General features: G+C 69.5%; 20 protein-coding genes and 1 pseudogene. 12 read left to right on the forward strand and 9 right to left on the reverse strand.

Going from position 1 to position 25351, the window contains the following annotated elements; genetic code table 11:
• Positions 1-387: 387 nt before the first annotated feature.
• On the reverse strand, positions 388-2397 hold the full coding sequence (locus EBL84_RS08970; RefSeq protein WP_123140507.1) for an acetoacetate--CoA ligase: 2010 nt from the start codon (positions 2395-2397) through the stop codon (positions 388-390).
• A 163-nt stretch (positions 2398-2560) separates the two neighbouring features.
• On the opposite strand from EBL84_RS08970, the gene EBL84_RS08975 reads away from it, so the two are divergent.
• Together EBL84_RS08975 and EBL84_RS08980 are read left to right on the forward strand one after the other, a co-directional pair.
• Positions 2561-3820, forward strand: a complete 1260-nt coding sequence (locus EBL84_RS08975; RefSeq protein WP_123140508.1) for a hypothetical protein — start codon at positions 2561-2563, stop codon at positions 3818-3820.
• A gap of 84 nt (positions 3821-3904) precedes the next feature.
• The gene (locus EBL84_RS08980) at positions 3905-4744 is read left to right on the forward strand and encodes a class I SAM-dependent methyltransferase (protein WP_123140509.1); all 840 of its coding nucleotides are present in this window, start codon (positions 3905-3907) and stop codon (positions 4742-4744) included.
• 13 nt (positions 4745-4757) lie between these two features.
• Here EBL84_RS08980 and EBL84_RS08985 read toward each other — a convergent pair whose 3' ends face one another.
• The 7 genes from EBL84_RS08985 to EBL84_RS09020 form a co-directional block, all read right to left on the reverse strand.
• Positions 4758-5648 carry a hydroxymethylglutaryl-CoA lyase gene (locus tag EBL84_RS08985; RefSeq protein WP_123140510.1) on the reverse strand — a complete coding sequence of 297 codons (891 nt, stop codon included), beginning with the start codon at positions 5646-5648 and terminating at the stop codon, positions 4758-4760.
• Positions 5645-6118, reverse strand: a complete 474-nt coding sequence (locus EBL84_RS08990; RefSeq protein ID WP_123140511.1) for a MaoC family dehydratase — start codon at positions 6116-6118, stop codon at positions 5645-5647. The genes EBL84_RS08985 and EBL84_RS08990 overlap by 4 nt, the downstream gene beginning before the upstream one ends.
• Before the next feature lie 64 nt (positions 6119-6182).
• Complete coding sequence (locus tag EBL84_RS08995) at positions 6183-8195, reverse strand: acetyl-CoA carboxylase biotin carboxylase subunit (protein WP_123140512.1); 2013 nt, start codon at positions 8193-8195, stop codon at positions 6183-6185.
• Positions 8196-8225: 30 nt separating this feature from the next.
• A complete protein-coding gene (locus tag EBL84_RS09000) occupies positions 8226-9026 on the reverse strand; it encodes an enoyl-CoA hydratase-related protein (RefSeq protein ID WP_123140513.1) in 801 nt (266 codons plus the stop codon).
• Between the two features lie 25 nt (positions 9027-9051).
• Complete coding sequence (locus tag EBL84_RS09005) at positions 9052-10659, reverse strand: carboxyl transferase domain-containing protein (RefSeq protein WP_123140514.1); 1608 nt, start codon at positions 10657-10659, stop codon at positions 9052-9054.
• A gap of 85 nt (positions 10660-10744) precedes the next feature.
• Complete coding sequence (locus EBL84_RS09010; RefSeq protein WP_200189317.1) at positions 10745-11908, reverse strand: isovaleryl-CoA dehydrogenase; 1164 nt, start codon at positions 11906-11908, stop codon at positions 10745-10747.
• Between the two features lie 632 nt (positions 11909-12540).
• Positions 12541-12990, reverse strand: a complete 450-nt coding sequence (locus EBL84_RS09020; protein ID WP_123140516.1) for a MerR family DNA-binding transcriptional regulator — start codon at positions 12988-12990, stop codon at positions 12541-12543.
• 286 nt (positions 12991-13276) lie between these two features.
• Here EBL84_RS09020 and EBL84_RS09025 point away from each other — a divergent pair, with 286 nt between their 5' ends.
• The 9 genes from EBL84_RS09025 to EBL84_RS09065 all read left to right on the forward strand — a co-directional run bounded on the left by EBL84_RS09025 (position 13277) and on the right by EBL84_RS09065 (position 23848).
• On the forward strand, positions 13277-14965 hold the full coding sequence (locus EBL84_RS09025; RefSeq protein ID WP_123140517.1) for an AMP-binding protein: 1689 nt from the start codon (positions 13277-13279) through the stop codon (positions 14963-14965).
• A 233-nt stretch (positions 14966-15198) separates the two neighbouring features.
• Positions 15199-16005: an ABC transporter ATP-binding protein gene (locus tag EBL84_RS09030; protein WP_165913515.1), complete on the forward strand. Its 807-nt coding sequence runs from the start codon at positions 15199-15201 to the stop codon at positions 16003-16005.
• Positions 15995-17974, forward strand: coding sequence for a long-chain fatty acid--CoA ligase (locus EBL84_RS09035; RefSeq protein WP_123140519.1), 1980 nt, complete (start codon positions 15995-15997; stop codon positions 17972-17974). Before EBL84_RS09030 ends, EBL84_RS09035 begins: the two co-directional genes overlap by 11 nt.
• 2 nt (positions 17975-17976) lie before the next feature.
• On the forward strand, positions 17977-18864 hold the full coding sequence (locus tag EBL84_RS09040; RefSeq protein ID WP_005224230.1) for a branched-chain amino acid ABC transporter permease: 888 nt from the start codon (positions 17977-17979) through the stop codon (positions 18862-18864).
• Between the two features lie 4 nt (positions 18865-18868).
• The gene (locus EBL84_RS09045) at positions 18869-19942 is read left to right on the forward strand and encodes a branched-chain amino acid ABC transporter permease (protein ID WP_005224229.1); all 1074 of its coding nucleotides are present in this window, start codon (positions 18869-18871) and stop codon (positions 19940-19942) included.
• 41 nt (positions 19943-19983) lie between these two features.
• Positions 19984-21231, forward strand: coding sequence for an ABC transporter substrate-binding protein (locus tag EBL84_RS09050; protein ID WP_123140520.1), 1248 nt, complete (start codon positions 19984-19986; stop codon positions 21229-21231).
• Positions 21232-21355: 124 nt separating this feature from the next.
• A complete protein-coding gene (locus EBL84_RS09055; RefSeq protein ID WP_005224227.1) occupies positions 21356-22189 on the forward strand; it encodes an ABC transporter ATP-binding protein in 834 nt (277 codons plus the stop codon).
• Between the two features lie 23 nt (positions 22190-22212).
• A complete protein-coding gene (locus tag EBL84_RS09060; protein ID WP_123140521.1) occupies positions 22213-23022 on the forward strand; it encodes a universal stress protein in 810 nt (269 codons plus the stop codon).
• Between the two features lie 61 nt (positions 23023-23083).
• Complete coding sequence (locus EBL84_RS09065; protein ID WP_123140522.1) at positions 23084-23848, forward strand: enoyl-CoA hydratase-related protein; 765 nt, start codon at positions 23084-23086, stop codon at positions 23846-23848.
• Between the two features lie 120 nt (positions 23849-23968).
• Here EBL84_RS09065 and EBL84_RS17290 read toward each other — a convergent pair.
• Positions 23969-24169, reverse strand: a pseudogene (locus EBL84_RS17290) (transposase); the annotation flags it as partial.
• 371 nt (positions 24170-24540) lie between these two features.
• On the opposite strand from EBL84_RS17290, the gene EBL84_RS16900 reads away from it, so the two are divergent.
• The coding region (locus EBL84_RS16900; RefSeq protein WP_148040280.1) for a hypothetical protein at positions 24541-25351 on the forward strand (811 nt) is incomplete at its 3' end.

A 25351-nucleotide genomic window follows, 5' to 3' on the forward strand; every position in this document is an offset into this window, starting at 1 on the left:
GCCGAGGTCCGGATCGCACCGGTGTGCCGGTCTCGCGGCCGCGGTGACGGCGGGCGGGGAGTGTTTCCTGGCGGGTGCGCGGCGGCGAGCCCGGGGAGCTGCGTTGTCTGCGCAGACCTCGCCTCGTCGCGCCGCGTATCGGGGTGTCGAGAATCCGTCCGCGCCAGAGCCCTGTTGCCCCTGTGATCTCGTGACTCTCGCCGACGGTGACATCCCTCTCTCCCGACGGGTACCAGTGAGAGATTATGGCCGGATCGGTGGGACACAAGGCGTTTGTGTCGGCGCTGCCATGCTCGGTGGCGGCGTGCTGGGCCGGGGGAGGGCGCCGGTCCCGGGCGTCAGGCGGCACCGCCGCGGGTCATGGCGGTGCCGCTGGCGCGACCCGCCTCAGAGCGCTGCGGCGGGGGTGTCGGCCCGCTGCGGCGCCGGCTCGGCGAGCACCGCGGCGATCTCGGCGAGCGCCTCGGGGTTGGCCAGGGCGTGGGCGTTGTCGCCGCCCGTCTCTCCCCGCAGCATGCGCGCGACCGCCAGCTCCACCTTCTTGCCGCTGCGGGTGTAGGGCACCTGGGAGACGGCGAGGATGCGCGCCGGGACGTGGCGCGGACTGGCGTTGGCGCGGATGCGCTGGCGGATGGTCTGGATCATCGCGGCATCGAGCGCGTGACCCTCGGCCATCACCACCAGCAGCAGCACCTCGACGTCGCCGTCGGGCAGGGGCGCGCCGACCACCAGGCTGTCGGCGATCTCGGGCAGGGTCTCGACCTGGCGATAGAGCTCGGCGGTGCCGATGCGCACCCCGCCGGGGTTGAGCGTGGCGTCGGCGCGGCCGTGGATGATGGCGCCGCCGTGCGCGGTGAACTCGACGAAATCACCATGCGCCCAGACCCCGGGAAAGCGGCTGAAATAGGCGTCGCGATAGCGGCTGCCGTCGGCGTCGTCCCAGAACCCCACCGGCATGCACGGCAGCGGGCCGAGACAGACCAGCTCGCCGCGTGCGCCCTCGGTGTCGCGCCCCTCGGGATCGAAGGCGCGCACGTCGACGCCGAGCAGCCGACAGGGGATCTCGCCGCGACGCACCGCCACCAGCGGGCTGCCGCCGACGAAGCAGCCGCAGATATCGGTGCCGCCGGAGATCGAGCTGAGCATCAGTCCGCGCCCGACCCTCTCGTAGACCCAGTCGTAGTCCTCGGCGAGCAGCGGCGAGCCGGTGGAGAAGAGCACGCGCAGCGCCGCGAGATCGTGCTCGGCGCCCGGGGTCAGCCCCTGTTTGCGACAGTTGCCGAGATACTTGGCGCTGGTGCCGAAGTGGCTCACCCGCTCCTGCGCCAGCAGCGCCCACAGCCGCTCGAGCGAGGGCTGCGCCGGCGAGCCGTCGTAGAGCACCAGCCGCGCCCCGGTGAGCAGCGCCGAGGCCATCCAGTTCCACATCATCCAGCCGGTGGTGGTGAAGTAGCAGAGGCTGTCGCCGGGGCCGAGGTCGGCGTGCAGCAGCAGCTCCTTGCTGTGGTTGAGCAGCATCCCCGCGGCGCCGTGGACGATGCACTTGGGCACCCCGGTGGTGCCGGAGGAGTAGAGGATATAGACCGGGTGGTCGGGCGGCAGCTGGACGAACTCGGGGAGGGCGCCGACGTGCGCGGCCAGGGCCTGCTCCCAGGGGACGAAGACCGGATCGTCGGGGTGCGCGCTCCCGGGCAGCAGGGCGATCGAGAGCACCCGCTCCAGCCCCGGCAGCGCTGCGGCGAGGGCGCGGTTCTGCGCGCCGCGGTCGTGGTCGCGGCCCTGATAGCGGTAGCCGGTGACCGTCAGCAGCACCTTGGGGCGGATCTGGCCGAAGCGATCGAGGATCGCGGCGGTGCCGAAGTCCGGCGAGGCCGAACTCCAGATCGCCCCCAGCCCGGTGGTGGCGAGCATCGCCACCAGCGCCTCGTGGGTGTTGGCGAGCACCCCGGCGACGCGGTCGCCGACGCCGACGCCCTGGGCGCGCAGCCAGCCCTGCAGGGCGCCGACCTGGGCGAGCAGGGCGCCGCGCCCGAGCCGCACGGTCGCGCGCGATTCGCCGACCTCGGTCACGCACTCCTGGCTATCGGGGTGGCGCAGGGCGTGACGCAGCAGGTTCTCGGCGAAATTGAGCCGTGCGCCCTCGAACCAACCGCGCGGCGGCAGCCCGGGGTCGGCCAGCACCCGGGTGTAGCCGCGCGAGGCGATCACCCCGGTGAAGCGCCACAGGCTCTCCCAGAACGCCTCGGGTTGGGTGATCGACCACTGGTGCAGTGCCCCATAGTCGCTGAAGCTGCCGTAGCCCTCGCGCGCGAGCCAGTCGCGATAGCGTGCCATCACGCTGTCGTTGAGCGCATGCGCATCCGGTTGCCAGAGGATCTCCGCCCGTTCCGTCGTCATTGCCTCGACCTCCCTGTAGGATCATCGGTCGCGAGTATTAACGTTTACGTTAACAAGATCAATAGTTGACGTTCGCGTAAACGTAATTTAGCGTGTGCGCCGTCCGTGGACACAGCCACGGACCACGATAAGCACAACGAGAGAGATTGCAGGAGGCATCCGAATGGGCATCAGACCCGCCAGACTGGTACTGCTCGGCCTGTTGGCCGCGCCCGCCGCACAGGCCATCGAGCGTGCCGTCGAATACGACTTCAGCGGTGACTTCGACGTCCGCACCTTCAACCGCGACCCCGGCGTCGGCGATACCCAGAGCGGTTTCGAGCAGCGGCTGCGGCTGCGCGGCAGCCTCACCCTCGACGACCGGGTGAGCCTCCATGCCGGGGTCAACCTCACCAACGACACCTGGCGCGGCGACGAGTCCTCCAGGGCGGTCGAGGACGAGGAGCCCTTCACCATCGGGCGCACCCACCGCACCGTCACCTTCGACTACGGCTATGTCGAGTTGCCCTTCGACGACTGGACGCTGCGCGTCGGCCGCCAGATCGCCAACTGGAACTTCGACATGACCGTCTCCGACGATCGCCGTGACCGCATCATGCTGCTCGGTCCGGTGGGCGAGGACATCACCTTCGTCATCGGCGGCGACCAGCGCCAGAACACCACCTACGACGACCGGCTCGACGACGGCTATCTGGTCTTCTCCGGGTTCGTCGGCAAGACCGCCGGCTGGTCCTGGGGGGCGCTGCTCGGCCACTACATCGGCGACGACGAGCGCGCCTTCGACGGCAGCTACCAGCCCGGCTATTTCTACACCCCGCGCAGCGGCACCCTGGTCTCGCCCTGGGCACAGGGCAGGCTCGGCCCGGTCGAGATCACCACCGGTGCGCACTATCTCGGCGGCGGCGATGCGATCTTCACCAACAACACCTTCGCCGGCTTCCTGCGCGGCGGCTATCAGGCCACGCCCGAGCTGTTGTTCGAGGCCCAGGGCTTCTTCAACCTCGGCGGTTCGCTGATCGAGCCCGGCTTCGACAGCTTCTCCAGCCTCATCCACAACAGCCCGCGTCACAACGCCTCGGCCACCCGCATCCCGGCGCTCGATCTGACCGGCGTGGGCAAGGGCGATCGTGAACTCGGCGGCATCGACCAGGACTTCGACCGCTATCTGCTGGCGCTGCGCGGCAGCTACAGCCCGACCGACAAGTGGCGGCTGCAGCTGGCCGGGGGCTGGGTGCGCTACGACGGTCTGACCCGTGATCTCGACGAGGCCGAGGACGTGGTCTTCGGCGACGTCCAGCTGAGCTACCAGGTCACCCGCTCGACCCGGATCTGGGGCACCTACGGCTATGCCGCGACCTCGGACCTGATCCCGGGGGTGGACAGCGTCGACGCGCTGAGTCTCAATCTACGGACCGAGTTCTGAGTGTGGCCCCGACCCCGCCCGCGCGGGGCCGGGGGAGGCATCCGCCCCGGCCCTGGCCGCGGTGTTCATGGAGGAGCAGGATTCATGTCCCAATCGACCTATGCCCGTTCGCTCGCGGCGCGCTATGCGCCGGAGGATCTGCAACAGCGGTTGCGCGCGGCGCTGTGCGAGGAGGCGCTCGACCCCGACCGGCTCGACTGCGACGACATCGCCGCCATCGACCAGCTCCACGTCGGCGGGCGCGAGGCCAGCCGCCGGCTGCTCGAGCGCGCCGGGGTCGAGCCCGGCGCGCGGGTGCTCGATCTCGGTTGCGGCACCGGCGGCAGTGCCCGGTTGCTGATGGCCGAGTACGGTCTGCAGGTGACCGGGATCGACCTCACCGCCGGCTTCGTCGGGGTCGCCGACTGGCTCACCCGCGCCACCGGCATGGCCGCGTCGGGCGACTTCGTCTGCGGCGACGCCCAGCGTCTGCCGTTTACCGAGGGCGCCTTCGATCTGATCTGGGCGCAGCACGTGCTGCTCAACGTCCCCGACATGATGCGGGTGCTGCTCGAGGCGCAGCGGGTGCTGCGCCCCGGTGGCCGCATCCTGGTCCACGAGGTGGTCGCCGGCGACGCCGAGGACGCGCTGCGCTTCCCGGTGCCCTGGGCCGACAGCCCGCGCCACAGCCATCTGCTCGAGCGCGAGGCGCTGATCGAGCGCTTCACCGGCCACGGCTTCCGCGCCGCGTTCGTCGACGACATCACCGCCGACGGGCTGCGCTGGCGCCAGAAGCACAGCGCGCGCGAGCGGCGTGACGGCGGCGCCGTGCTGGGACCGGCGCTGATCTTCGGCGAGGGCTTCGGCATCATGGCGAGCAACCTGATGGAGAACCTCGCCGCCGACCGCATCCGTATCCTCCAGGCCGGGTTCGTGCGGCGCTGAGCCGCGCGCGGCTTCAGTCGGCGGGGGCGAGGGCGCGCGCCAGGCGCGAGGGCGGGCGCCCGAGCCGCTCGCCGATCCAGCGCGCGGTCTCGACCAGCGCGGGGAGATCGACCCCGGTGTCGAAGCCGAGCCCGTGGAGCATGTAGACCACCTCCTCGGTGGCGACGTTGCCCGAGGCGCCGCGCGCGTAGGGACAGCCGCCGAGCCCGGCGACCGAGGCGTCGACGGTGCGTATCCCGGCCTCGATCACCGCGTGGAGGTTGGCCAGCGCCTGACCGTAGGTGTCGTGGAAGTGCGCCGCGAGCCGTGCCATCGGCACCCGCTCGGCCACCGTCTCGACCATCGCCCGCGCCTGTCCCGGGGTGCCGGTGCCGATGGTGTCGCCAAGCGAGATCTCGGCACAGCCGAGCGCGGCCAGCCGCTCGGCCACCCGCGCCACCGCCGCCGGCGCGATCGCGCCCTCGTAGGGACAGCCGAGGGCGCAGGAGACATAGCCGCGCACCGGGATGTCGAGGGTGCCGGCGCGTTCGATCACCGGGGCGAAGCGCGCCAGGCTCTCGTCGATGCCGCAGTTGATGTTGCGCCGGGTGAAGGACTCGGAGGCGGCGGTGAACACCGCGATCTCGCGCGCCCCGGCCTCGAGCGCGCGCTCCAGCCCCTGGAGGTTGGGCACCAGCACCGGGTAGTGCATGCCCGGCGTCTGTTCGAGCGCGCCCAGCAGCTCGGCATGATCGGCCATCTGCGGCACCCAGCGCGGCGAGACGAAGGCGGTCGGCTCGATCCAGCGCAGCCCGGCGGCGGCGAGCCGCGCGATCAGCTCCAGCTTGACCGCGGTCGCGACCGCCGTGGGCTCGTTCTGCAGCCCGTCGCGCGGGCCGACCTCGACCACGCGCACCCGGCTCATGCCGCCGCCTCCGTGCCGCGGGCGCGCACCAGGATGCTCGGGCAGACCTCGAGCACCGCCTCGTCGTGCTGGTTGAAGGCGCGCCAGCGCACCCGGATCACCCCCCAGCCGGGGCGCGAGCGCGACGGGGTGTTCTCCAGCACCTCGATCTCCAGACGGATGGCGTCGCCCGGGCGCACCGCCTTGATGAAGCGGATGCCCTCGGCGCCGAGACCGATCTGGCCCTCGGCCAGGCGCATCGGCGAGCGGATCGCCAGCCCGGTCATCACCGCGATGGTGTGCCAGCCGCTGGCCACCAGCCCGTCGAAGAAGGTGTGACGCGCCGCCGCCGGGTCGGTGTGATAGGGCTGGGGGTCGAACTCGCGACCGAAGCGGATGATCTCGGCCTCCTCCAGGATCACCGCCGCATCGTTGCGAAAGCGGGTGCCCGGGGGCAGGTCCTCCAGGTAATAGGTTGCGTGTTGTTCCATCGATACTGACTCCCTCGGGTTGATGGCGCGCGCGGCGACGCACGCCGCTGTCGCCGGACTCGGCTCAGTCGGTCGCCGGCTCGCCGATCACCACCAGCTCGCTGCCCTCGGCGACCTGATCGCCCTCGCCATAGTGCACCGTCTCGACCACGCCGGCGGCACCGGCGCGGATCACCGTCTCCATCTTCATCGCCTCGAGCACCAGCAGCGCGTCGCCCTCGTCGACGCGCTCGCCGGGGCGGACGTGGACGGCGACGACGATGCCCGGCATCGGCGCGACCAGACGATTCTCCTCGTGGGCGTCGTCCATGCCGGCGGCGAGCGGGTTGTGGATCACCAGGGTGCGGGTCTCACCGGCCATCGCCACGGTCAGCTCGGCGCCGTCCTGCAGCACCCGCGCCTCGCTCTGGACCCCGTCGACGCGCAGCCGGATGTGATCCTCGGCGCCGAGCTGGCCGTCGACCGCGAGGGTCTCGCGCGGGGTCTCGAGCCGGAAGCCATCGTCGCGATAGTGGGCGACCACGGTCAGGGTCTCGGCGCGCAGCGGGTCGATGAAGTGCAGGGTGCGGTGACAGTCGGTGTTGAGCCGCCAGCCGGAGGTCGCGTGCCAGGGCGAGTGGGGGTCGCTGGAGTCGGCCGCGCGCGCGCGCGCCTCGCGCTCGACGCCGAGCAGCTGGTGCAGGGTGGCGGCGGCGAGCATGCGACAGTCGGGGGCCGTCGGCGCGGCGAGCAGGGCGTCGCGGTGTTGCTCGATGAAGCCGGTGTCGAGCTGCGCGGCGGCGAAGGCCGGGTGCGCGGCGAGCCGTCCGAGCAGCCCGAGGTTGGTGCTGACCCCGACCACCACGAAGCCCTCGAGCGCCTGGCGCAGCCGCGCCAGCGCGCGCTCGCGGTCGCGGTCGTGGACGATCAGCTTGGCGATCATGGGGTCGTAGTGCACCGAGATGGTGTCGCCGGCGCGCACCCCGCTGTCGATGCGCACATGCGCGTCGGGCGGCGGCGTGAGCAGGTGGCGCAGGGTGCCGGTGGCGGGCATGAAGTCGCGCGCCGGGTCCTCGGCATAGACCCGCACCTCGAAGGCGTGACCCGCGATCGCCAGCTCCGACTGGCGCCGCGGCAGCGGCTCGCCGGCGGCGACGGCCAGTTGCCAGGCGACCAGGTCGGTGCCGGTGATCGCCTCGGTGACCGGGTGCTCGACCTGCAACCGGGTGTTCATCTCCATGAAGTAGCAGCGGCCCTCGGCGTCCATGATGAACTCCACGGTGCCGGCCCCGACATAGTCGATGGCGCGCGCCGCGGCGATCGCCGTCTCGCCGAGGTGCTGGCGCGCGCGCGCGTCGAGTCCGGGGGCCGGGGCCTCCTCGATCACCTTCTGGTGACGGCGCTGGATCGAGCAGTCGCGCTCGAACAGGTGCACCACCTCGCCGTGGCTGTCGGCGAACACCTGGACCTCGACGTGACGCGGCGTGAGCAGGTACTTCTCGATCAGCACCCGGTCGTCGCCGAAGGCCGAGCGCGCCTCGCGCCGGGCGGCGCCCAGCGCCTCGGCGAGGTCGGCCGGGTCGTCGACCCGGCGCATGCCCTTGCCGCCGCCACCGGCCGTGGCCTTGATCAGCACCGGATAGCCGATCTCCGCGGCCGCCGCCGCCAGGCGCTCGGACGACTGGTCGTCGCCGTGGTAGCCGGGCACCACCGGCACCCCGGCCTCGATCATGATCGCCTTGGCCGCCTGCTTCGAGCCCATCGCCTCGATCGCCGCCGGCGGCGGGCCGATGAACACCAGCCCGGCCTCGGCGCAGGCGCGGGCGAAGGCGGCGTTCTCGGCGAGGAAGCCGTAGCCGGGGTGGATCGCCTCGGCGCCGGCGCGGCGTGCCGCCTCGATGATGCGCGCGCCGTCGAGATAGCTCTCGCGCGCCGGTGCCGCGCCGATCGGCCAGGCCTCGTCGCACAGCGCGACGTGGCGGGCGTCGGCGTCGGCGGTGGAGTAGACGGCGACGGTGCGCACCCCGAGCGCGCGGCAGGTGCGGGCGATGCGGCAGGCGATCTCGCCGCGATTGGCGATCAGGATCTTGTCGAACATGTGCGATTCCCTGCGTGGTTGGACGGGGCCTCAGCCGGCGGGCGTCGTGCGCCAGCGCGGCGCGCGCTTGTCGAGAAAAGCGCCGAGGCCCTCCTGCGCCTCGGCGCCGACACGGATGCGGGCGATGCGGCGCGCCGTCTCCTCGACCAGCTCGGGACCGATCGGCTGGCCGTGCACGCGCCGGATCAGCGTCTTGGCCGCGGCCATCGCCTCGGGGCCGTTGGCGGCGAGCGCGGCGGTGATCTCGGCGATGCGCGCATCGAGCGCGGCGAGGTCCGGGCTGATGCCGTGGAGCAGGCCGATGCGCTCGGCCTCGGCGGCGTCGAAGCGCTCGGCGGTGAGCATGTAGCGGCTGGCCTGACGTGGCCCGATGGCGGCGATCACATAGGGCGCGATCACCGCCGGGATCAGCCCGAGGCGCACCTCGGTGAGGGCGAAGGCGGCGTCGGCGGTGGCGAAGGCCAGGTCGCAGGCGGCCACCAGCCCCAGCCCGCCGCCGATCGCCGCGCCCTGCACCCGGGCGAGGGTCGGCTTGGCGAGTCGGTGGAGGGTCGAGAGCAGCGCGCCGAGGGCGCGGGCGTCGGCCTGGTTGGCGGGCTCGTCGTAGTCGGCCATGCGCCGCATCCAGTCGATGTCGGCACCGGCCGAGAAGCTCGCGCCCTCGCCGCCGAGCACCACGCAACGCACCCGCTGGTCGCGATCGAGGCCCTGCAGGGTCTCGGTCAGCTCGGCGATCAGGGCGTCGTCGAAGGCGTTGTGACGCTCGGGGCGGGCGAGGCGCAGCTGGGCCACGCCGGCCTCGATGCGCAGGCTGAGTCGGGTCTGTGGCATCGGGGTGGCTCCTGTGGGTGAATGCTCACATGCGGAACAGGCCGAAGCGGGTCTCCTCGATCGGCGCGTTGAGGCTCGCCGAGAGCCCGAGCGCGAGCACCGTGCGGGTGTCGGCGGGGTCGATCACGCCGTCGTCCCACAGCCGCGCGGTGGCGTAGTAGGGGTGGCCCTGGCGCTCGTACTGCTTGAGGATCGGCTGCTTGAACGCCGCCTCCTCGTGCGCCGACCAGGACTCGCCGCGCGTCTCCAGGGTGTCGCGGCGCACCTGCGCCATGACGTTGGCCGCCTGCTCGCCGCCCATCACCGAGATGCGCGCGTTGGGCCACATCCACAGCAGTCGCGGCGAGTAGGCGCGCCCGCACATGCCGTAGTTGCCGGCGCCGAAGCTGCCGCCGATGATCACGGTGAACTTGGGCACCCGGGCGCAGGCCACGGCGGTGACCATCTTCGCCCCGGCCTTGGCGATGCCGCCGGACTCGTACTTGCGCCCGACCATGAAGCCGGTGATGTTCTGCAGGAAGATCAGCGGGATGCCGCGCTGGCTGCAGAGTTCGATGAAGTGGGTGCCCTTGAGCGCCGACTCCGAGAACAGCACCCCGTTGTTGGCGACGATGCCGACCGGATAGCCGTTGAGGTGGGCGAAGCCGCACACCAGGGTGGTGCCGTAGAGCGCCTTGAACTCGTCGAACTCGGAGTCGTCGACGATGCGCGCGATCACCTCGCGGACGTCGTAGGCGGTGCGGTTGTCGGGCGGGACGATGCCGCCGAGCTCGGCCGGGTCGTGACGCGGCGGGCGGCTGGGGCGGATCTCCAGCGGCATCGGCTTGGTGTGGTTGAGCCGGGACACGGCGCGGCGCGCCAGCCCCAGGGCGTGGGCGTCGTGGAGGGCGAAGTGATCGGTCACCCCGGAGGTGCGCGAGTGCACCTCGGCGCCGCCGAGCGCCTCGGCGCTGACCGTCTCGCCGGTGGCCGCCTTCACCAGCGGCGGACCGGCGAGGAAGATGGTGCCCTGTTCCTTGACGATGATGCTCTCCTCGGCCATCGCCGGCACATAGGCGCCGCCGGCGGTGCACGAGCCCATCACCACCGCGATCTGGGCGATGCCCTGCGCGGACATCACCGCCTGGTTGTAGAAGATCCGCCCGAAGTGGTCGCGATCGGGGAAGACCTCGTCCTGGTTGGGCAGGTTGGCGCCGCCGGAGTCGACCAGATAGATGCAGGGCAGGCGGTTGTGTTGGGCGATCTCCTGGGCGCGCAGGTGTTTCTTCAGGGTCAGCGGGTAATAGGTGCCGCCCTTCACCGTGGCGTCGTTGGCCACGATCATGCACTCGCGCCCGCACACCCGACCGATCCCGGTGATGATCCCGGCCGAGGGCACGGCGTCGTCGTAGAGCCCGAGCGCGGCGAGTTGCGAGAGTTCGAGGAAGGGTGAGCCCGGGTCGACCAGCACCTCGATGCGCTCGCGCGGCAGCAGCTTGCCGCGTTCGAGATGGCGCGCCCGCGCCCGCTCGCTGCCGCCGGCGGCGACCGCGGCGACGCGCGCGCGCAGGTCGGCGACCAGCGCGTCCATCGCCTCGCGGTTGGCGCGGAAGGCCTCCGAACGCGGATCGATCTTGCTCTTGATGACATTCATCGGTTGTCCCTGACCCTGATGCTTCGCGCGTGTCCGACGGCGTGGTCGGGCTGTCCTCCTCGTCCCCCGCCGTCCTCCCTCGGCCTCAGGCCGTCTCCCTGAACAGCTCGCGGCCGATCAGCATGCGCCGGATCTCCGAGGTGCCGGCGCCGATCTCGTAGAGCTTGGCGTCGCGCAGCAACCGCCCGGTGGGGTACTCGTTGATGTAGCCGTTGCCGCCGAGACACTGGATTGCGTCGAGCGCCATCGCGGTGGCGCGCTCGGCGCTGTAGAGGATGGCGCCGGCGGCGTCCTTGCGCGTGGTGCGGCCAAGGTCGCAGGCGCGGCCCACGGCATAGACGTAGGCGCGACAGGCGTTGAGGTTGGTGTACATGTCGGCGAGCTTGGCCTGGATCAGCTGGAACTCGCCGATCGGCTGGCCGAACTGCTCGCGCTCGTGGACATAGGGCAGCACCACGTCGAGACAGGCGGCCATGATCCCCAGCGGCCCGCCGGCGAGCACCGCGCGCTCGTAGTCGAGCCCGGACATCAGCACCCGCACCCCGCCGCCCTCGCTGCCGAGCACGTTCTCGACCGGCACCTCGCAGTCCTCGAACACCAGCTCGCAGGTGTTGGAGCCGCGCATGCCGAGCTTGTCGAGCTTCTGCGCGGTGGAGAAACCGGGCATGTCGCGCTCGACGATGAAGGTGGTGATGCCGCGCGAGCCGGCCTCGGGGTCGGTCTTGGCGTAGACCACCAGGGTGTCGGCGTCGGGGCCGTTGGTGATCCACATCTTGTTGCCGTTGAGGATGTAGCGATCGCCCTCGCGGCGCGCGCGCAGCCGCATGCCGACCACGTCGGAGCCGGCGCCGGGCTCGGACATCGCCAGGGCGCCGACGTGCTCGCCGCTGATCAGCTTGGGCAGATAGCGGGCCTTCTGCTCGGGGGTGCCGTTGCGCCGGATCTGGTTGACGCAGAGGTTGGAGTGGGCGCCGTAGGAGAGGGCGACCGCGGCCGAGGCGCGCGAGAGCTCCTCCATGGTGACGATATGGGCGAGATAGCCCATGCCGGTGCCGCCGTCGTCCTCGTCGACGGTGAGACCGAGCAGCCCGAGGTCGCCGAACTTGCGCCAGAGGTCGGCGGGGAAGGCGTTGTCGTGATCGATGGCGGCGGCGCGCGGGGCGATCTCGGCGGCGGCGAACTCGGCCACCGCGCTGCGCAACATCTCGACCTCCTCGCCGAGGTCGAAGTCCAGGGTCGGGAACTGCATCATGCGCGTGTCCTCCGTTGACGGATCGGTGCGCCGGGGCGCGGTCCTCGACCGGCCTGCGGCGTGGCGGCGCGGGGCGCGCGTCCTCGCTCGCGTCCAGACGCGGTCCGGGCGCATCCCTGCGGTTGAACTGGATGCTAAATAACGTTGACGTAAACGTCAATAGGGGAGGCGGCCAGCCATCAGCTACCAGTCGCCAGCTACCAGCTACCAGCTACCAGTCGCCAGTCGCCAGTCGCCAGTCGCCAGTCGCCAGCCGTCAGTCGGCAGTCGCCAGCCGTCAGTCGGCAGTCGGCAGTCGCGACTGGGCGTGGTCTGCGGGGAGGGGCGGGGTTCGGCGGAATCAGGCCGTCACGATTTCACCGGAGCCGCCAGCCACCAGCTGCCAGCTGCCAGCGCCGCTGCTACGTGCTCGCGGTTCGAGAGATGTTTGATGGTCTGCGAGGCAGCTGGGTCTCGCTGTTCTGACGGCTGGTGGCTGAAGGCTGGAAGCCATGCCTTGCCCACCAGCGCCGCAGCTACGTGCTTGCGGTTCGAGCGACGCCCGATGTCCTGCGAGGTGTCCGGATCCCGCTGACTGGAGGCTGGCGGCTGGCGGCTGGCCGCTGGCCGCTGAGCCCTGGCCGCTACCCCTACGACGCCATCCGCTGCGCGTCGCCGCGTTCGCGTTCCTGCTGTTCGAGCAGTTGTTGGCAGTGGGCGTAGGATTGTTCGAGTTCGCGCATGGTCTCCTCCAGGTCCTCGCGTTGCTGGAGCAGGTGCTGGCGCTTCTCTTCGAGCACCGAGAGGTAGTAGCGCAGCTGTTGCGCCTCGCCGTGGGCCTCGTCGTAGAGGTCGAAGGCCTCGCGCATCTCGGCGAGGGTGAAGCCGAGACGCTTGCCGCGCAGGATCAGCTTGAGGCGGGCGCGGTCGCGGCGGCGATAGAGCCGGCGCGTGCCCGAGCGGGTCGGCGAGAGCAGGCCCTGATCCTCGTAGAAGCGGATGGTGCGGGTGGTGATGTCGAACTCGCGCGCCAGCTCGCCGATGGTGAAGGTGGTGCCGCCGGGTTCCTGTTCCGGGTGCGGATTGGTGGGTGTGCTCATGCGCCGATGACTCCTGCGGTGGATGTGGGGCTTGATTGACGTCGACGTCTTGAGCCCGCTCCGGGCGCTGACTGGGGCGGGCGCGCTGGCCGGTAAGCGATCTATTTTACGCAATCTCCGGGGACCTCGAACAAAGGACTGGAGGGCCCGGCTCAACCCCGACGGTTGTGCGAGAAAATAGTTGACGTGGACGTAAACGGCAAATAGATTCTATCCCAGCGGCAGGATCCGCATCGAGGCCGAGACGCCCGCCACGCCGTCAGACAACCTTCTCAGGAGGAGCCAGATGGACCAGCTTCGGCGCAGCTATGTGCACGGGACCGCAACGCAGACGCTCCAGGGGATGACGGTCGGCGACTGTCTGAGACGACTCGCCGAGACCCGGCCCGATGGACTGGCGCTGGTCGATCGGGGGCGGGATGCGCGGCTCGACTGGCGTGGGCTCGATGCCCGGGTCGACCGGCTCGCCGCCGGGTTGCTCGAACTCGGCTTCGTCGCCGGCGACCGCATCGCGGTGTGTACCGGCAACCGCATCGAGTGGACCCTGGTGCAGCTGGCCACCGCGCGGCTGGGGATGATCCTGGTGAGCCTCAACCCGGCGCTGCGCCCGGCCGAGCTGGAGCGCGCCCTGGCGCTGGTCGGGGCGCGCGCGCTGGTGGTCGAGCAGCGTATCCGCGAGACCGACTATCCGCCGCTGCTCGCCGAGCTGCTGCCGGAGCTGGCGACGGCCGGTGAGGCGCCGCTCGCGGCCCAGGCGCTGCCCGCACTCGAACGGGTGATCCGTCTCGACGACGAGGCCTGGCCGGGCACCGTCGCCTTCTCCACGCTGCTCGTCGAGCCCGCCCCCGAGACCCTGGAGCGGGTGCGTGCGCTCGCCGCCGCGGTCGACCCCGACGACCCGGTCAACATCCAGTTCAGCAACGCCACCGGCGGCCCGCCGGCCGGTGCCACCCTGACCCATCACAACATCGTCAACAACGGCCTGATGGTGGGGCGCCAGCTCGGGCTCGGTGCCGCCGACCGGGTGTGCATCCCGGTGCCGCTCTATCACTGCTTCGGCATGGTGATGGGCAACATGGCCTGTCTGCTGCACGGTAGCGCCATGGTCTATCCGGGGCCGGGGTTCGACCCGCTCGCCACCCTGGAGGCGGTCGCCGCCGAGTCCTGCACCGCGCTCTACGGGGTGCCGGCGATGTTCAAGGCGATGCTCGATCACCCCCGCGCCGAGACCTTCGACCCCGGCCGACTGCGCACCGGCATCATGGCCGGCGCGCCCTGTCCGCCCGAGACCATGGATCGGGTGAGACGTCGCCTGGGGATGGCCGAGGTGACCATCGCCTACGGCATGACCGAGTCCTCGCCGGTCTCCTTCATGAGTGCCCCGGACGACCCGGTCGAGCGGCGGCTGCAGACGGTCGGGCGCATCGGCCCGCACCTCGAGGCCAAGGTGATCGACGACGCCGGGCGCATCCGCCCGGTCGGCGAGCCCGGCGAGCTGTGCGTGCGCGGCTACAGCCTGATGCGCGGCTACTGGGACGACCCCGAGCTGACCGCGCGGGTGATCGACGAGGCCGGTTGGCTGCACACCGGCGATCTCGCGGTGCTCGACGCCGAGGGCTATTGCCGCATCGTCGGCGGGGTCAAGGACACCATCATCCGCGGCGGCGAGAACATCCACCCCGAGGAGGTCGAGCGCTTCCTCGAGACCCACCCGGCGGTGCGCGCGGCGGTGGTCGTCGGGGTGCCCGACGCGCGTCTCGGCGAGGTGGTGTGCGCCTGCGTCGAGCTGCAGCCGGGCGCGAGCCTCGAACCCGAGGCGCTGCGCGAGTACTGCAAGGACCAGATCGCCTACTTCAAGGTGCCGCGCTATGTGCGTCTCTATCCGCGGCTGCCGCGCAGCACCGGGCGGGCGCTCAAGACCATGCTGCGCGAGCAGAGCATCGCCGCGCTCGGGCGCGCCGAGGAGACCGGCTGATCGCGTGAGCGACGGGCGGCGCCGGGAGGGCGCCGCGGGGGCCGGGCACGCGTCCCGGCCCAGTGCACCGGCCACGCCACGGAGGGCGGCGGGCCGGTCTCTCCCCCCGACCGGGCCGCGCCCGGTCCGATCCGCGAGCCATGACGACGACGCCCGCCGTGCGAGCGGGCGCGCTCCCCTGCACCCATGACAGGGGCGCCGAGACAAACGAGGAGAGCAGGGAGGACACAGGCGTGACGACGACGCGACAGGACCATGATCCCGACGAGGTGATACTCGAATGCGCCGCGGTCAGCCGCTGGTTCGGCGGACTGCAGGCGCTCAAGGGGATCGATCTGCACATCCACCGGGGCGAGATCTTCGGCCTGGTCGGTCCCAACGGCTCGGGCAAGACCACCCTGGTCAACGCCATCACCGGCTTCTATCCGCCGCAGCAGGGCGAGATCCGCTATCGCGGCGAGCGCATCAGCGGGCTCAAGCCCCACCGCATCGCCCGCAAGGGGGTGGCGCGCACCTTCCAGAACGTGGCGCTGTTTCGCGGGCTGAGCGTGCTCGACAACATCCTCCTCGGGCGTCATCTGTTCATGCGCCCGAGCATCCTCGGCGCGGCCTTCTACTGGTGGTGGGCCGAGCGCGAGGAGGTCGCCCACCGGGGGCGGGTCGAGGAGGTGATCGACCTGCTCCAGCTCGAGAGCGTGCGCGACGAGCCGGTCGACGTCATCCCGCTGGGAATGCAGAAGCGCGTCGAGCTGGCGCGCGCGCTCTGCGCCGAGCCCGGTTTCCTGGTGCTCGACGAGCCGATGGCGGGGATGAACCAGGAGGAGAAGGAGTACATGGTGCGCTTCATCCTCGATGCGCGCGACGCCATGGGCACCACCATGCTGCTCATCGAGCACCACATGGACGTGGTCACCGCCATCTGCAACCGCGCGGTGGTGCTCAACAACGGCGAGAAGATCGCCGAGGGACCGACCCGCGAGGCGATCAACGATCCCACCGTGGTCGCGGCCTATATCGGGAGGGTGAAGGATGCAGCCTGAACAGCGCCAGCCGCACGCGATCGGGGACATCGCGCTGCACCCGCACTGGCAGTCCCACGACCATCTCATCCACTGGCTGGTGTACAACGCCGAGCACCACGGTCACGAGGTGGCGCTGCGCGAGCGTCGGCGCGGCATCTGGCAGGGCTACACCTGGCGCCAGTACCTCGACGAGGTGCTGGCGCTGGCCGCCGGGCTCGAGGCCCTGGGGGTCGAGCCCGGCGACCGGGTGCTGGTGATCGGCGACAACCGCCCGGCGCTCTACTTCGGCATGCTCGCGGCCATCGCGCTGCGCGCGCTGCCCTCGCCGGCCTATCCCGACACCCCGCCCGAGGAGCTGCGCGGCCAGCTCGAGACCGAGTCGATCCGTTGCGCCCTGGTCGAGGACCAGGAGCAGGTCGACAAGCTCTTGACGATCCGCGCGGCCGGCTACGGGGCGCTCGATCATATCCTCTACGACGACCCGCGCGGGCTGGAGCAGGCCCCGCCGCCGGGCGCCCGGGCGATCGCGGCGCTGAGCGCACAGGGCCGCGCGCGCTTCAGCGCCGAGCCGGGGCTGCGCGCGGCGCTGCAGGAGCGCACCAGCGTCCACGCCCCGGCGGTGCTGCTGCACTCCTCCGGCACCACCGGGCGACCCAAGGGCATCCCGCTCAAGCACGGCCACATCATCGCGGCGGTGCGCAACGCCTCGCGCGCCGGTTACTTCCGCGAGGGCGAGGTGCACATGGCCTATCTACCGATGGCCTGGGTGGGGGACTTCATCTTCTCGGTCGGTGCGGCGATCCTGCTGCGCTTCTGTGTCCACATCCCCGAGCAGCAGGAGACCGCGCTCCACGACCTGCGCGAGATCGCCCCGACGCTCTACTTCGGCTCGCCGCGCGCCTGGTCGAGCATGCTCACCCGCATCCAGGTCGGCATCAAGGAGTCGAGCCCGCTCAAGCGCGCGCTCTATGCCCACTTCATGCCCTTCGCCGAGCGGCTCGAGCGCGATCGCCTGGAGGGCCGACGTCCGGCGCCGTGGCGGCGGCTGTGGCGCGGGGTGGGGGAGGTGCTGATGTTCGGCCCGCTCAAGGACCAGCTCGGGCTGCGGCGGGTGGCGCGCCCCTATACCGCCGGCGACGCCATGGGCGAGGACGTGTTCCTGTTCTTCCGCGCGCTCGGGCTCGACCTGCGTCAGTTCTACGGCCAGACCGAGAACTGCGCGCTGTGCGTGGCCCAGGACCCGGGCTCGGTGAGCCTGCACACCGCCGGGCGGCCCTTCCCCGGGGTGGAGCTGCGCATCAGCGACGAGGGCGAGATCCTGATGCGCGCCGACAACGTCTTCGACGGCTATTTCGACAACCCCGAGGCCACCGCCGAGACCCTGCGCGCGGGCTGGATGCACACCGGCGACGCCGGCCAGCTCGAGGCCGACGGTCAGCTGGTGGTGCTCGGACGGCTCTCCGAGGTGGTCTACACCAACACCGGCGAGCGCTTCATCCCGACCTATATCGAGAACCGGCTGAAGTTCAGCGACTACATCCGCGAGGCCTGCGTGCTCGGGCGCGAGCGCGACTTCCTCGCCGCGCTGGTGGTGATCGACAGCGAGGCGGTGGGGCACTGGGCGCAGATCAACGGCGTGCCCTATACCTCCTTCGCCGATCTGTCGCAGAAGCCCGAGGTCTATGCGCTGGTGCGCGCCGAGGTGGCGCGGGTCAACGCGCTGCTGCCGCCGGCGCTGGCGATCCGCAGCTTCGTCAATCTGCACAAGGCGTTCGATCCCGACGACGGCGAGGTCACCCGCACCCGCAAGCTGCGCCGCGACGTCATCGACGCCCACTATGCGCCGATCATCGAGTCGCTCTACGCCGGACGCGACTCGATCGAGTACGAGGCCCGGATCGGTTACGAGACCGGCGCCTCCGGCACCCTCAAGCGTCACTTGGCCATCGCCCGGGTGAACGCCGACCGCATCGCCGAGGAGGCCTGAGCATGGATATCGCATTCCTCATCGAACTGACCATCAACGGCGCCCTGACCGGGCTGATGTACGGCCTGGTTGCACTCGGCATCGTGCTGATCTACAAGTCCTCCGGGGTGCCCAACCTCGCCCAGGGGGCGATGGTGATGATCGCCGCCTATCTGGTGTGGATGGTCGCCGGCTGGCTCGGCGCGCCGGTGGTGGTGGCGCTGCTGGTGGCCGTGCTCGGCATGTTCCTGTTCGGCATGCTCACCGAGCGGGTGCTGCTGCGGCGCATGGTCGGGCAGCCGATCATCATGGTGGTGATGCTCACCCTCGGGCTCGAGAGCCTGCTGCGCGGTCTCGGTCCGGGGCTGCTCGGCGCCGCGCCGAAGAGCCTGGATCTCGGCATCGACATGATGCCGATCATCGTCGGCGACGTGTTCATCAATCGCGAGTACCTGATCGGCGGGGCGATCGGCGCGCTGATGATCGGGCTGGCGCTGTTCTTCTTCCGCACCCGCCTCGGCACCAAGCTGCTGGCCGTCTCCGACGATCACGTCTCGAGCTGGTCGGTGGGGATCTCGGTGGAGCGCGCGGTGGCCGTCTCCTGGGGGCTCGCCGGGGTTGCGGCGGTGGCCGCCGGGGTGATGTGGGGCTCGGTGCAGGGCGTCGACTGGAGCCTGACCACGCTGCTCTTCCCGGCGGTGGCGGTGGTCATCCTCGGCGGGCTCGACAGCATCCACGGGGTGCTGGTCGCGGGGCTGGTCGTCGGCATCCTCGGCAGCGTCGTCCCCGGCTATGTCGATCCCCTGGTCGGTGGCGGCACCCGTGACGTGGTGACCTCGCTGATCATCCTGCTCACCATCCTGTTCCGCCCCCACGGCATCTTCGGGCGGGAAGAGATCGAGAGGGTCTGAGACCATGTTCTATCGTCAATCCGGCATCCATCACACCCGCTACGCCGCCACCCGCAAGCTGTGGCCGCTGGCCGCCGACCGCCGCCTGCTCGGCGGGCTGCTCGCCCTGGCGCTGCTCGCGCCGCTGTTGCTGCCCGAGCTGTATCTCAACAGCTATCTCGCGCCCTGGCTGATCTGGACCGCGGCGGCGCTGTCGCTGACCCTGCTGATGGGGATCGCCGGGCAGCTCCACTTCGGCTTCGCCGCGGTGATGGCCATCGGTGCCTACACCAGCATCCATCTCGCCCGCGCCGGCGTGCCCTTCGAGCTGGCGCTGGTCGGCGCGGGGCTGGCCGCGGCGCTGATCGGTTGCGTCTTCGGCGCCGCCGCGCTGCGCGTCAAGGGGCTCTATCTGGTGATGGCGACCCTGGCGATGCAGTACCTGGTCTCCTGGGTGATCATCAACGTCCCGGCGATCTCGGGCGGGGCGCAGGCCACCCTCGCCACCCCCGAGGTGCGACTGCTGTTCATCCCCCTCGACGGCGACACCGCGCTCTACTACACCGCGCTCGGCTGGACGCTGATCTGCACCCTGCTGCTGCTCAACATCAAGCGCAGCAGCGTCGGGCGGGCGCTGGTGGCGGTGCGCGACAAGGACTTCGCCGCCGCCGTGATCGGCGTCGACCCGCTGCGCTACAAGCTGCTGGCCTTCTTCACCAGCTCCTTCCTCGGCGGTGTCAGCGGCGCCATCCTCGCCTTCTGCTACTACCAGGCGGTGACCCCGGAGCAGTTCGGTTTCAACGTCTCCATCCAGCTGGTGGCGATGGTGCTGGTCGGCGGTCTGGGCAGCGTGATCGGGGCCTATCTCGGCGCCGGTTTCATCCTGCTGCTGCCGATCGTGCTCACCAACCTGCTGGCCTGGGTGGCGGGGCTGGAGCTGTTCCCGGTCTCCTTCAACCTCATCGCCCACATCCCGCTGATGGTCTACGGCGCGCTGATCATCGCGGTGATCCTGTTCGAGCCGCTGGGGCTGGCGAAGATCTACGACAACATCCGCAAGTACTTCCTGGTCTGGCCCTTCCGCCACGCCCAGCGCTGATCGACACCCACGACAACGACAAGACAAGGAGGACCCCATCGATGAAGAAGACATGGTTGAGCGGCCTGCTCGGCGCCTGTAGCGCCCTGGCCCTGGGCGCGAGTCTCGCCAACGTGCCCGACAAGGAGCCGGTGCGCTTTGCGCTGCTGCAGGACTTCACCGCCGTCTACACCTTCCTCACCAACGAGTACAACCAGGGCCAGCAGGACTATCTGCGTCTGGTCAACGCCCGCGGCGGGCTCGACGGTCACCCCGTCGAGGCGCTGGTGCGCGATACCGCCAACGAGCCCCAGCGCGGCATCGAGGCCTACAACCGCGCCCGCGGCGAGGGCGCGGTGCTGGTCGACTTCCTCAGCACCCCGGTGTCGCGCGCGGCGGTCAACCGCGTGCTCGAGGACGAGGTGGTGATGATCACCCCGCTGCACGGTCGCGGTGATGCCAGCCACGGCGAGACCTTCCCCTTCGTCTTCCCGATGATGGCGACCTACTGGTCGCAGGCGGCGATCCTCGCCGACTACATCGACACCGAACTCGGCGGGCTCGCCGGCAAGCGCATCGCCCTGGTGCACATCGACTCGCCCTTCGGCCGCGAGCCGGTGCCGGTGCTCGAGACCCTGGCCGAGCGTCACGGCTTCGAGCTGCGCGCCTTCGCCTATCCCAGCCCCGGCACCGAGCAGTCGGCGACCTGGTCCGACGTGCGTCGCTACCGGCCCGACCAGGTGCTGATCTGGGGCGCCGGCAGCGGTCAGCAGGTCTCGGTGCGCGAGGCCATCCGCAACGGCATCCGCCCCGAGCACATCCTCTCGGTGGTGTGGCTGGCCGAGGCCGACGCCGAGCACCTCGGCAAGCACATGACCGGGGTCAAGCGCTACGAGGCGGTCGCCCCCGGACGCGAGCTGCCGGTGATCCAGGCGATCCTCGACGAGGTGGTGGCCAAGGGCGAGGGCAGCGGGCCCGAGGAGAACGTCGGTTCGAGCTACTACAACATCGGCGTGGCGACCATGGCGGTGGCGGTCGAGGCCGCGCGCCTGGCGCTCGCCGAGTACGGCGCGCCGCTCACCGGCGACACGCTGCGCCGCGGCTTCGAGCAGATCAGCAACTTCGACGCCGAGGGGCTGATGCCGCCGCTGAGCTTCAGCGCCACCGACCACCAGGGCGGCGGTTTCGGCCGGGTGTCGCGCTGGGACGGCGGCGCCTGGGTGCCGGTCACCGAGTGGCGCAGCGCCTATCAGGACATCGTCTGGGACGAGATCGAGAAGGACGCCGCGGGTTTCCGCGACGGGCGCTGAGTCGGTGCGGGCGGGGCCGGGCGCCCCGTCCGCGACCGTGCGCGAGGGGGGCCGACGCGCGTCGTCGGCGCCGACCGAACCCGACCGGCGCGTCCGGTCGACCAAGGAGAGAGCGAGGGCCTTCATGGAGACAGCAGCCAATCGCGTCGCGTCGCTGCCGGTGACGCCGCCGCTGCTCGAGCTGAGCAACGTCGAGGTGGTCTACGACCGCGTGTTTCTGGCGATCAAGGGGGTGTCGCTGCGGATCGGCAAGGGCCAGATGATCGCCCTGCTCGGTGGCAACGGCGCCGGCAAGAGCACCACGCTCAAGGCCGTCAGCGGCCTGCTCGCGCCCGAGCGCGGGCTGGTTACGCGCGGCGAGATCCGCTTCCAGGGCGCCGACATGCTGGCGCTGGCGCCGCCGGCGCGGGTCGCCAGCGGGCTGGTGCACGTGCTCGAGGGGCGGCGCATCTTCGAGCACCTCACCCCCGAGGCCAACCTGCTCGCCGCCTACCCGCTGCGCGGCAGTCGCAAGCGCTACCAGGAGCTGCGCGAGCGGGTGCTGACCTACTTCCCCCGGCTCGGCGAGCGCGCCCGCACCAAGGCAGGCTATCTCTCCGGCGGCGAGCAGCAGATGCTCGCCATCGGGCGCGCGCTGATGACCGAACCCGAGCTGATCATGCTCGACGAGCCGAGCCTCGGGCTCTCGCCGCTGCTGGTGCAGGAGATCTTCGCCATCATCGGCGAGATCAACCGCGAGCAGGGGGTCGGCGTGCTGCTCGTCGAGCAGAACGCCGCCGCCGCGCTGGAGGTGGTCGATCACGCCTATCTGCTCGAGAACGGGCAGGTGGTGATGAGCGGCGAGGCGGCGGTGCTGCGCGAGAACCCCGACGTGCAGGAGTTCTATCTCGGCGGTGCCGAGCGGGTCGACTATCTCAACGTCAAACACTATCGCCGCCGCAAGCGCTGGCTCGCCTGAGCCGACGCGGCAAGGAGTCCGTCATGTCCGCTGCTGTCGTCACCATCCCGGTGGATGCCTCCACCGTCTCCCAGGGCGCGCTGCGTCCGGGGCTGTCGCTGGCCGGCCAGCTCGGCGCCCGGGCGCGGCTGCTCTCGGTGGTCACCCGCGAGAGCGAGACCGCCGAGCGCCGCGCCCTGCTCGAGAGCCTGCTCGCCGCGCGCGGGCTCAACGACGCCGAGGTCGAGGTCGGCGTCCACGAGGTCGCCACCGACGGGCTGATCGAGCGCATCGGCGCGACCAGCCCGGATCACCCGGTGGTGATGTCGACCCACGCCCGCGGCGTGGTCGGCGAGGCGGTGCTCGGCAGCGTCGCCAGCGAGCTGCTGCGCCAGACCCACCGCCCGATCCTGCTCACCGGTCCGCACCTCGACGACGCCTGGAGCGGGCCGATCCGCAGCCTGCTGGTGTGTCTCGACGGCTCGGCGCTGTCCGAGGCCATGCTCCCCGAGGCGGTCGCCTTCGCCCGCGCCATCGGCGCCGAGCTGCGGCTGATCCAGGTGCTCAAGCCGAGCTTCGGCCAGGGCGCCGACGCCGGCGAGTGGGTCTATCTGCGGCGCGTCGCCGACCACCTGCCCGAGCGTTACGGCGTCAGCGCCAACTGGGACGTGCTCCACGGCACCGACGTGAGCCGTGCGGTGGTCGAGTACGCGGCGCTGATCAAGGGCGCGGTGATCGCCATGACCACCCACGGTCGCACCGGGCTGCAACGCATGCGTCTCGGCAGCTTCGCCCGCGAGGTGCTGCTCGCCGCGCGCTCCCCGGTGCTGGTGATGCAACCGGCCGGCGACTGATCCGCAATCCCCGCAAGCGCCCCGGCGCCCGTCGGGGCGCCCCGTCATGGAAGGCCCCGCGATGAACCCGCCCGACCTCACCGATGCCCGGCTCGGTCTCGCCGACCGGGTCGCCACCCTGACCCTGGCGCGCGACGATGTGCGCAACGCCCTCACCGGCACCGCCCTGATCGACGACATCGTCGCCACCGTCGACTGGGTCAACGCCTGCGAGGCGGTCTCGGTGCTGGTGATCGCCGCCGAGGGCGCGGCCTTCAGCGCCGGCGGCAACATCAAGGACATGGCCGCGCGCCGCGGCGACTTCGCCGGCGACGCCGCCGAACTCGAACGCCGCTACCGCCACGGCATCCAGCGCATCCCCCGCGCCCTCTACCGCTGCGAGGTGCCGGTCATCGCCGCCGTCGACGGCCCGGCGATCGGCGCCGGCTGCGACCTCGCCTGCATGGCCGACCTGCGCATCGCCTCCACCCGCGCCCGCTTCGGCGAGACCTTCATCGACCTCGGCCTCATCCCCGGCGACGGCGGCGCCTGGTTCCTGCAACGCCAGATCGGCTACCAGGCCGCCTTCGCCCTCACCGTCACCGGCCGCGTCATCGACGCCGCCGAGGCCCACCGCCTCGGCCTCGTCCTCGACGTCGTCGACCCCGACGCACTCACCGCCCGCGTCCACGAAATGGCCTCAACAATCGCCGCCAAGTCCCCGCAGGCACTGCGTTATGCCAAGCGGCTGATGCGGCTGGGGCAGGTCGGGAGCCTGGAACAGGTGCTGGAGATGAGTGCGGTGTTGCAGGGGTTGTGTCATTGGGGGGAGGGGGCGGATCGATGAGCTTGTCGGATTGTTCACGTTTTGTGTTGATTTTTGGGGTGGGATGAGTGTGGAATTAGGTAAGAAGGCGCTGAGACGGATCGAGGTCAGGTCGATCGACTTGATCCTCGTACAGGCGGGGATGTGCAGCTGCTCCAGAAGCTTGTTGAAGGTGCGTCGTTACGCCATTCGCGATAACCGTCGATCAGGAACTGAAGTGCTCGGGAAGATCACGCCACGCGCCCCGAGCAACAGCACCCAGAAGATGCCGTTGAGCATTAGGCGGTCGTCCCGGCGCGGACGCCCCGTGCGCTGCGGACGGGGAAACAGGTCGGCGATCAGCCACGTAGTTCTGCAGCCAGGCCTCGGAGACCTTCACCGCACGGGCAATTCCGGCCAAGGAGATTTTTTCTAGCAGCAACCGATCGATCAGTTCGCGGGTTTCCTGAGAAACCGCTCCCTTGGCAGGATGGAGAACGAACTGGCGACCGCAATCTTGACACTTGTACAACTGTTTGTTCAGCCGGTTGAATCCATTTTTGGTCACATGGTTGGAGTGACGCTGCGGACATGTCAGATACATCTTCTTCACCCTTAAAGCAAGAGATTCTGAATCTTATCGAAACCTATCGATCAGGGAGCTACCCGAAATCGAATCCCATGAGGGGTGGGTTGTCTTTGTCTGAGTAATCTTTTGTGAAAAATGGAGTTTAATGATGAGAAAAAAATATTCTTATTACAAGCTTTGCAGGGTAAGTCGGCATCTTCCGAAAAAAATAGCAAGGTTTTATGATGAGTATGTTTCTGGTGTTCGGATGGACGCTTCTTCCGAAGAATTTACAGAACTTTACTCTAATTGTTTCTCGAATCATGTGACTTCTAAGTCATTAGAGTTGACAGGCCCGCTTTCTTGTCTTGACTGGCATCCGGGGCGCCGTATTATTACAATGGATAGTTTAAATGCTAGATTTTTGTCAGAATATTATAAGCCTCCTTCTGTCTCAGCGACTGCTAGCGCTAGCGAAGAAGATAAGTCTATTTTTTTAAAATCTTTCGAGGAGTTTTTTGATGTTGTTGTGCATCGACCAATAACAACAAAAAAAACGGATGAAATTGAATTGGGTTCAAATAGGATATCTTACCTTATAGGTGATATTGGGGCTGGTAAGTCGCTGCTTGTCTCTCGATTGTTGCTTGACTTGTATCATGAAACTGATGAGGAAAAGAAAAAGATTGTGCCGGTTTGTTTTGATTTTGAGTCACAAGGTATGCGTGTGCCTGGAGAGGGAAATCCTCTGAAAAATATCGATGAGGATTTTTGGGTTATTCTTGCTAAGAAGTTATACGATTCTGCGTTAATCAAAAGCAAACGATACCCTTCAATGGAGGTGCATGAGTTCTCTTCATCATTAAAGGCTTGCGGGGCCAGGGTTTTTATTAAAGAGCTTTCGCATTATCTTTGCGTTAAAGGTTTTCGATTTTTAATTATTTTTGATAATATCGATCGTTATTTCTTTTCTTATT

It is taken from the genome of Marichromatium sp. AB31, from assembly GCF_003718685.1.
Taxonomy (GTDB): Bacteria; Pseudomonadota; Gammaproteobacteria; order Chromatiales; family Chromatiaceae; genus Marichromatium; species Marichromatium gracile.

Bases quoted from the DNA above. Each gene is read 5' to 3' on its own strand.
- EBL84_RS09050 (WP_123140520.1), top strand. From the start codon at position 19,984: ATGAAGAAGACATGGTTGAGCGGCCTGCTCGGCGCCTGTAGCGCCCTG.
- EBL84_RS09065 (WP_123140522.1), top strand. From the start codon at position 23,084: ATGAACCCGCCCGACCTCACCGATGCCCGGCTCGGTCTCGCCGACCGG.
- EBL84_RS09040 (WP_005224230.1), top strand. From the start codon at position 17,977: ATGGATATCGCATTCCTCATCGAACTGACCATCAACGGCGCCCTGACC.
- EBL84_RS08985 (WP_123140510.1), bottom strand. From the start codon at position 5,648: ATGAGCCGGGTGCGCGTGGTCGAGGTCGGCCCGCGCGACGGGCTGCAG.
- EBL84_RS09025 (WP_123140517.1), top strand. From the start codon at position 13,277: ATGGACCAGCTTCGGCGCAGCTATGTGCACGGGACCGCAACGCAGACG.
- EBL84_RS09020 (WP_123140516.1), bottom strand. From the start codon at position 12,990: ATGAGCACACCCACCAATCCGCACCCGGAACAGGAACCCGGCGGCACC.
- EBL84_RS09010 (WP_200189317.1), bottom strand. From the start codon at position 11,908: ATGCAGTTCCCGACCCTGGACTTCGACCTCGGCGAGGAGGTCGAGATG.
- EBL84_RS08975 (WP_123140508.1), top strand. From the start codon at position 2,561: ATGGGCATCAGACCCGCCAGACTGGTACTGCTCGGCCTGTTGGCCGCG.
- EBL84_RS08980 (WP_123140509.1), top strand. From the start codon at position 3,905: ATGTCCCAATCGACCTATGCCCGTTCGCTCGCGGCGCGCTATGCGCCG.
- EBL84_RS09060 (WP_123140521.1), top strand. From the start codon at position 22,213: ATGTCCGCTGCTGTCGTCACCATCCCGGTGGATGCCTCCACCGTCTCC.
- EBL84_RS08990 (WP_123140511.1), bottom strand. From the start codon at position 6,118: ATGGAACAACACGCAACCTATTACCTGGAGGACCTGCCCCCGGGCACC.
- EBL84_RS09005 (WP_123140514.1), bottom strand. From the start codon at position 10,659: ATGAATGTCATCAAGAGCAAGATCGATCCGCGTTCGGAGGCCTTCCGC.
- EBL84_RS08995 (WP_123140512.1), bottom strand. From the start codon at position 8,195: ATGTTCGACAAGATCCTGATCGCCAATCGCGGCGAGATCGCCTGCCGC.
- EBL84_RS08970 (WP_123140507.1), bottom strand. From the start codon at position 2,397: ATGACGACGGAACGGGCGGAGATCCTCTGGCAACCGGATGCGCATGCG.
- EBL84_RS09045 (WP_005224229.1), top strand. From the start codon at position 18,869: ATGTTCTATCGTCAATCCGGCATCCATCACACCCGCTACGCCGCCACC.
- EBL84_RS09000 (WP_123140513.1), bottom strand. From the start codon at position 9,026: ATGCCACAGACCCGACTCAGCCTGCGCATCGAGGCCGGCGTGGCCCAG.
- EBL84_RS09055 (WP_005224227.1), top strand. From the start codon at position 21,356: ATGGAGACAGCAGCCAATCGCGTCGCGTCGCTGCCGGTGACGCCGCCG.
- EBL84_RS09035 (WP_123140519.1), top strand. From the start codon at position 15,995: ATGCAGCCTGAACAGCGCCAGCCGCACGCGATCGGGGACATCGCGCTG.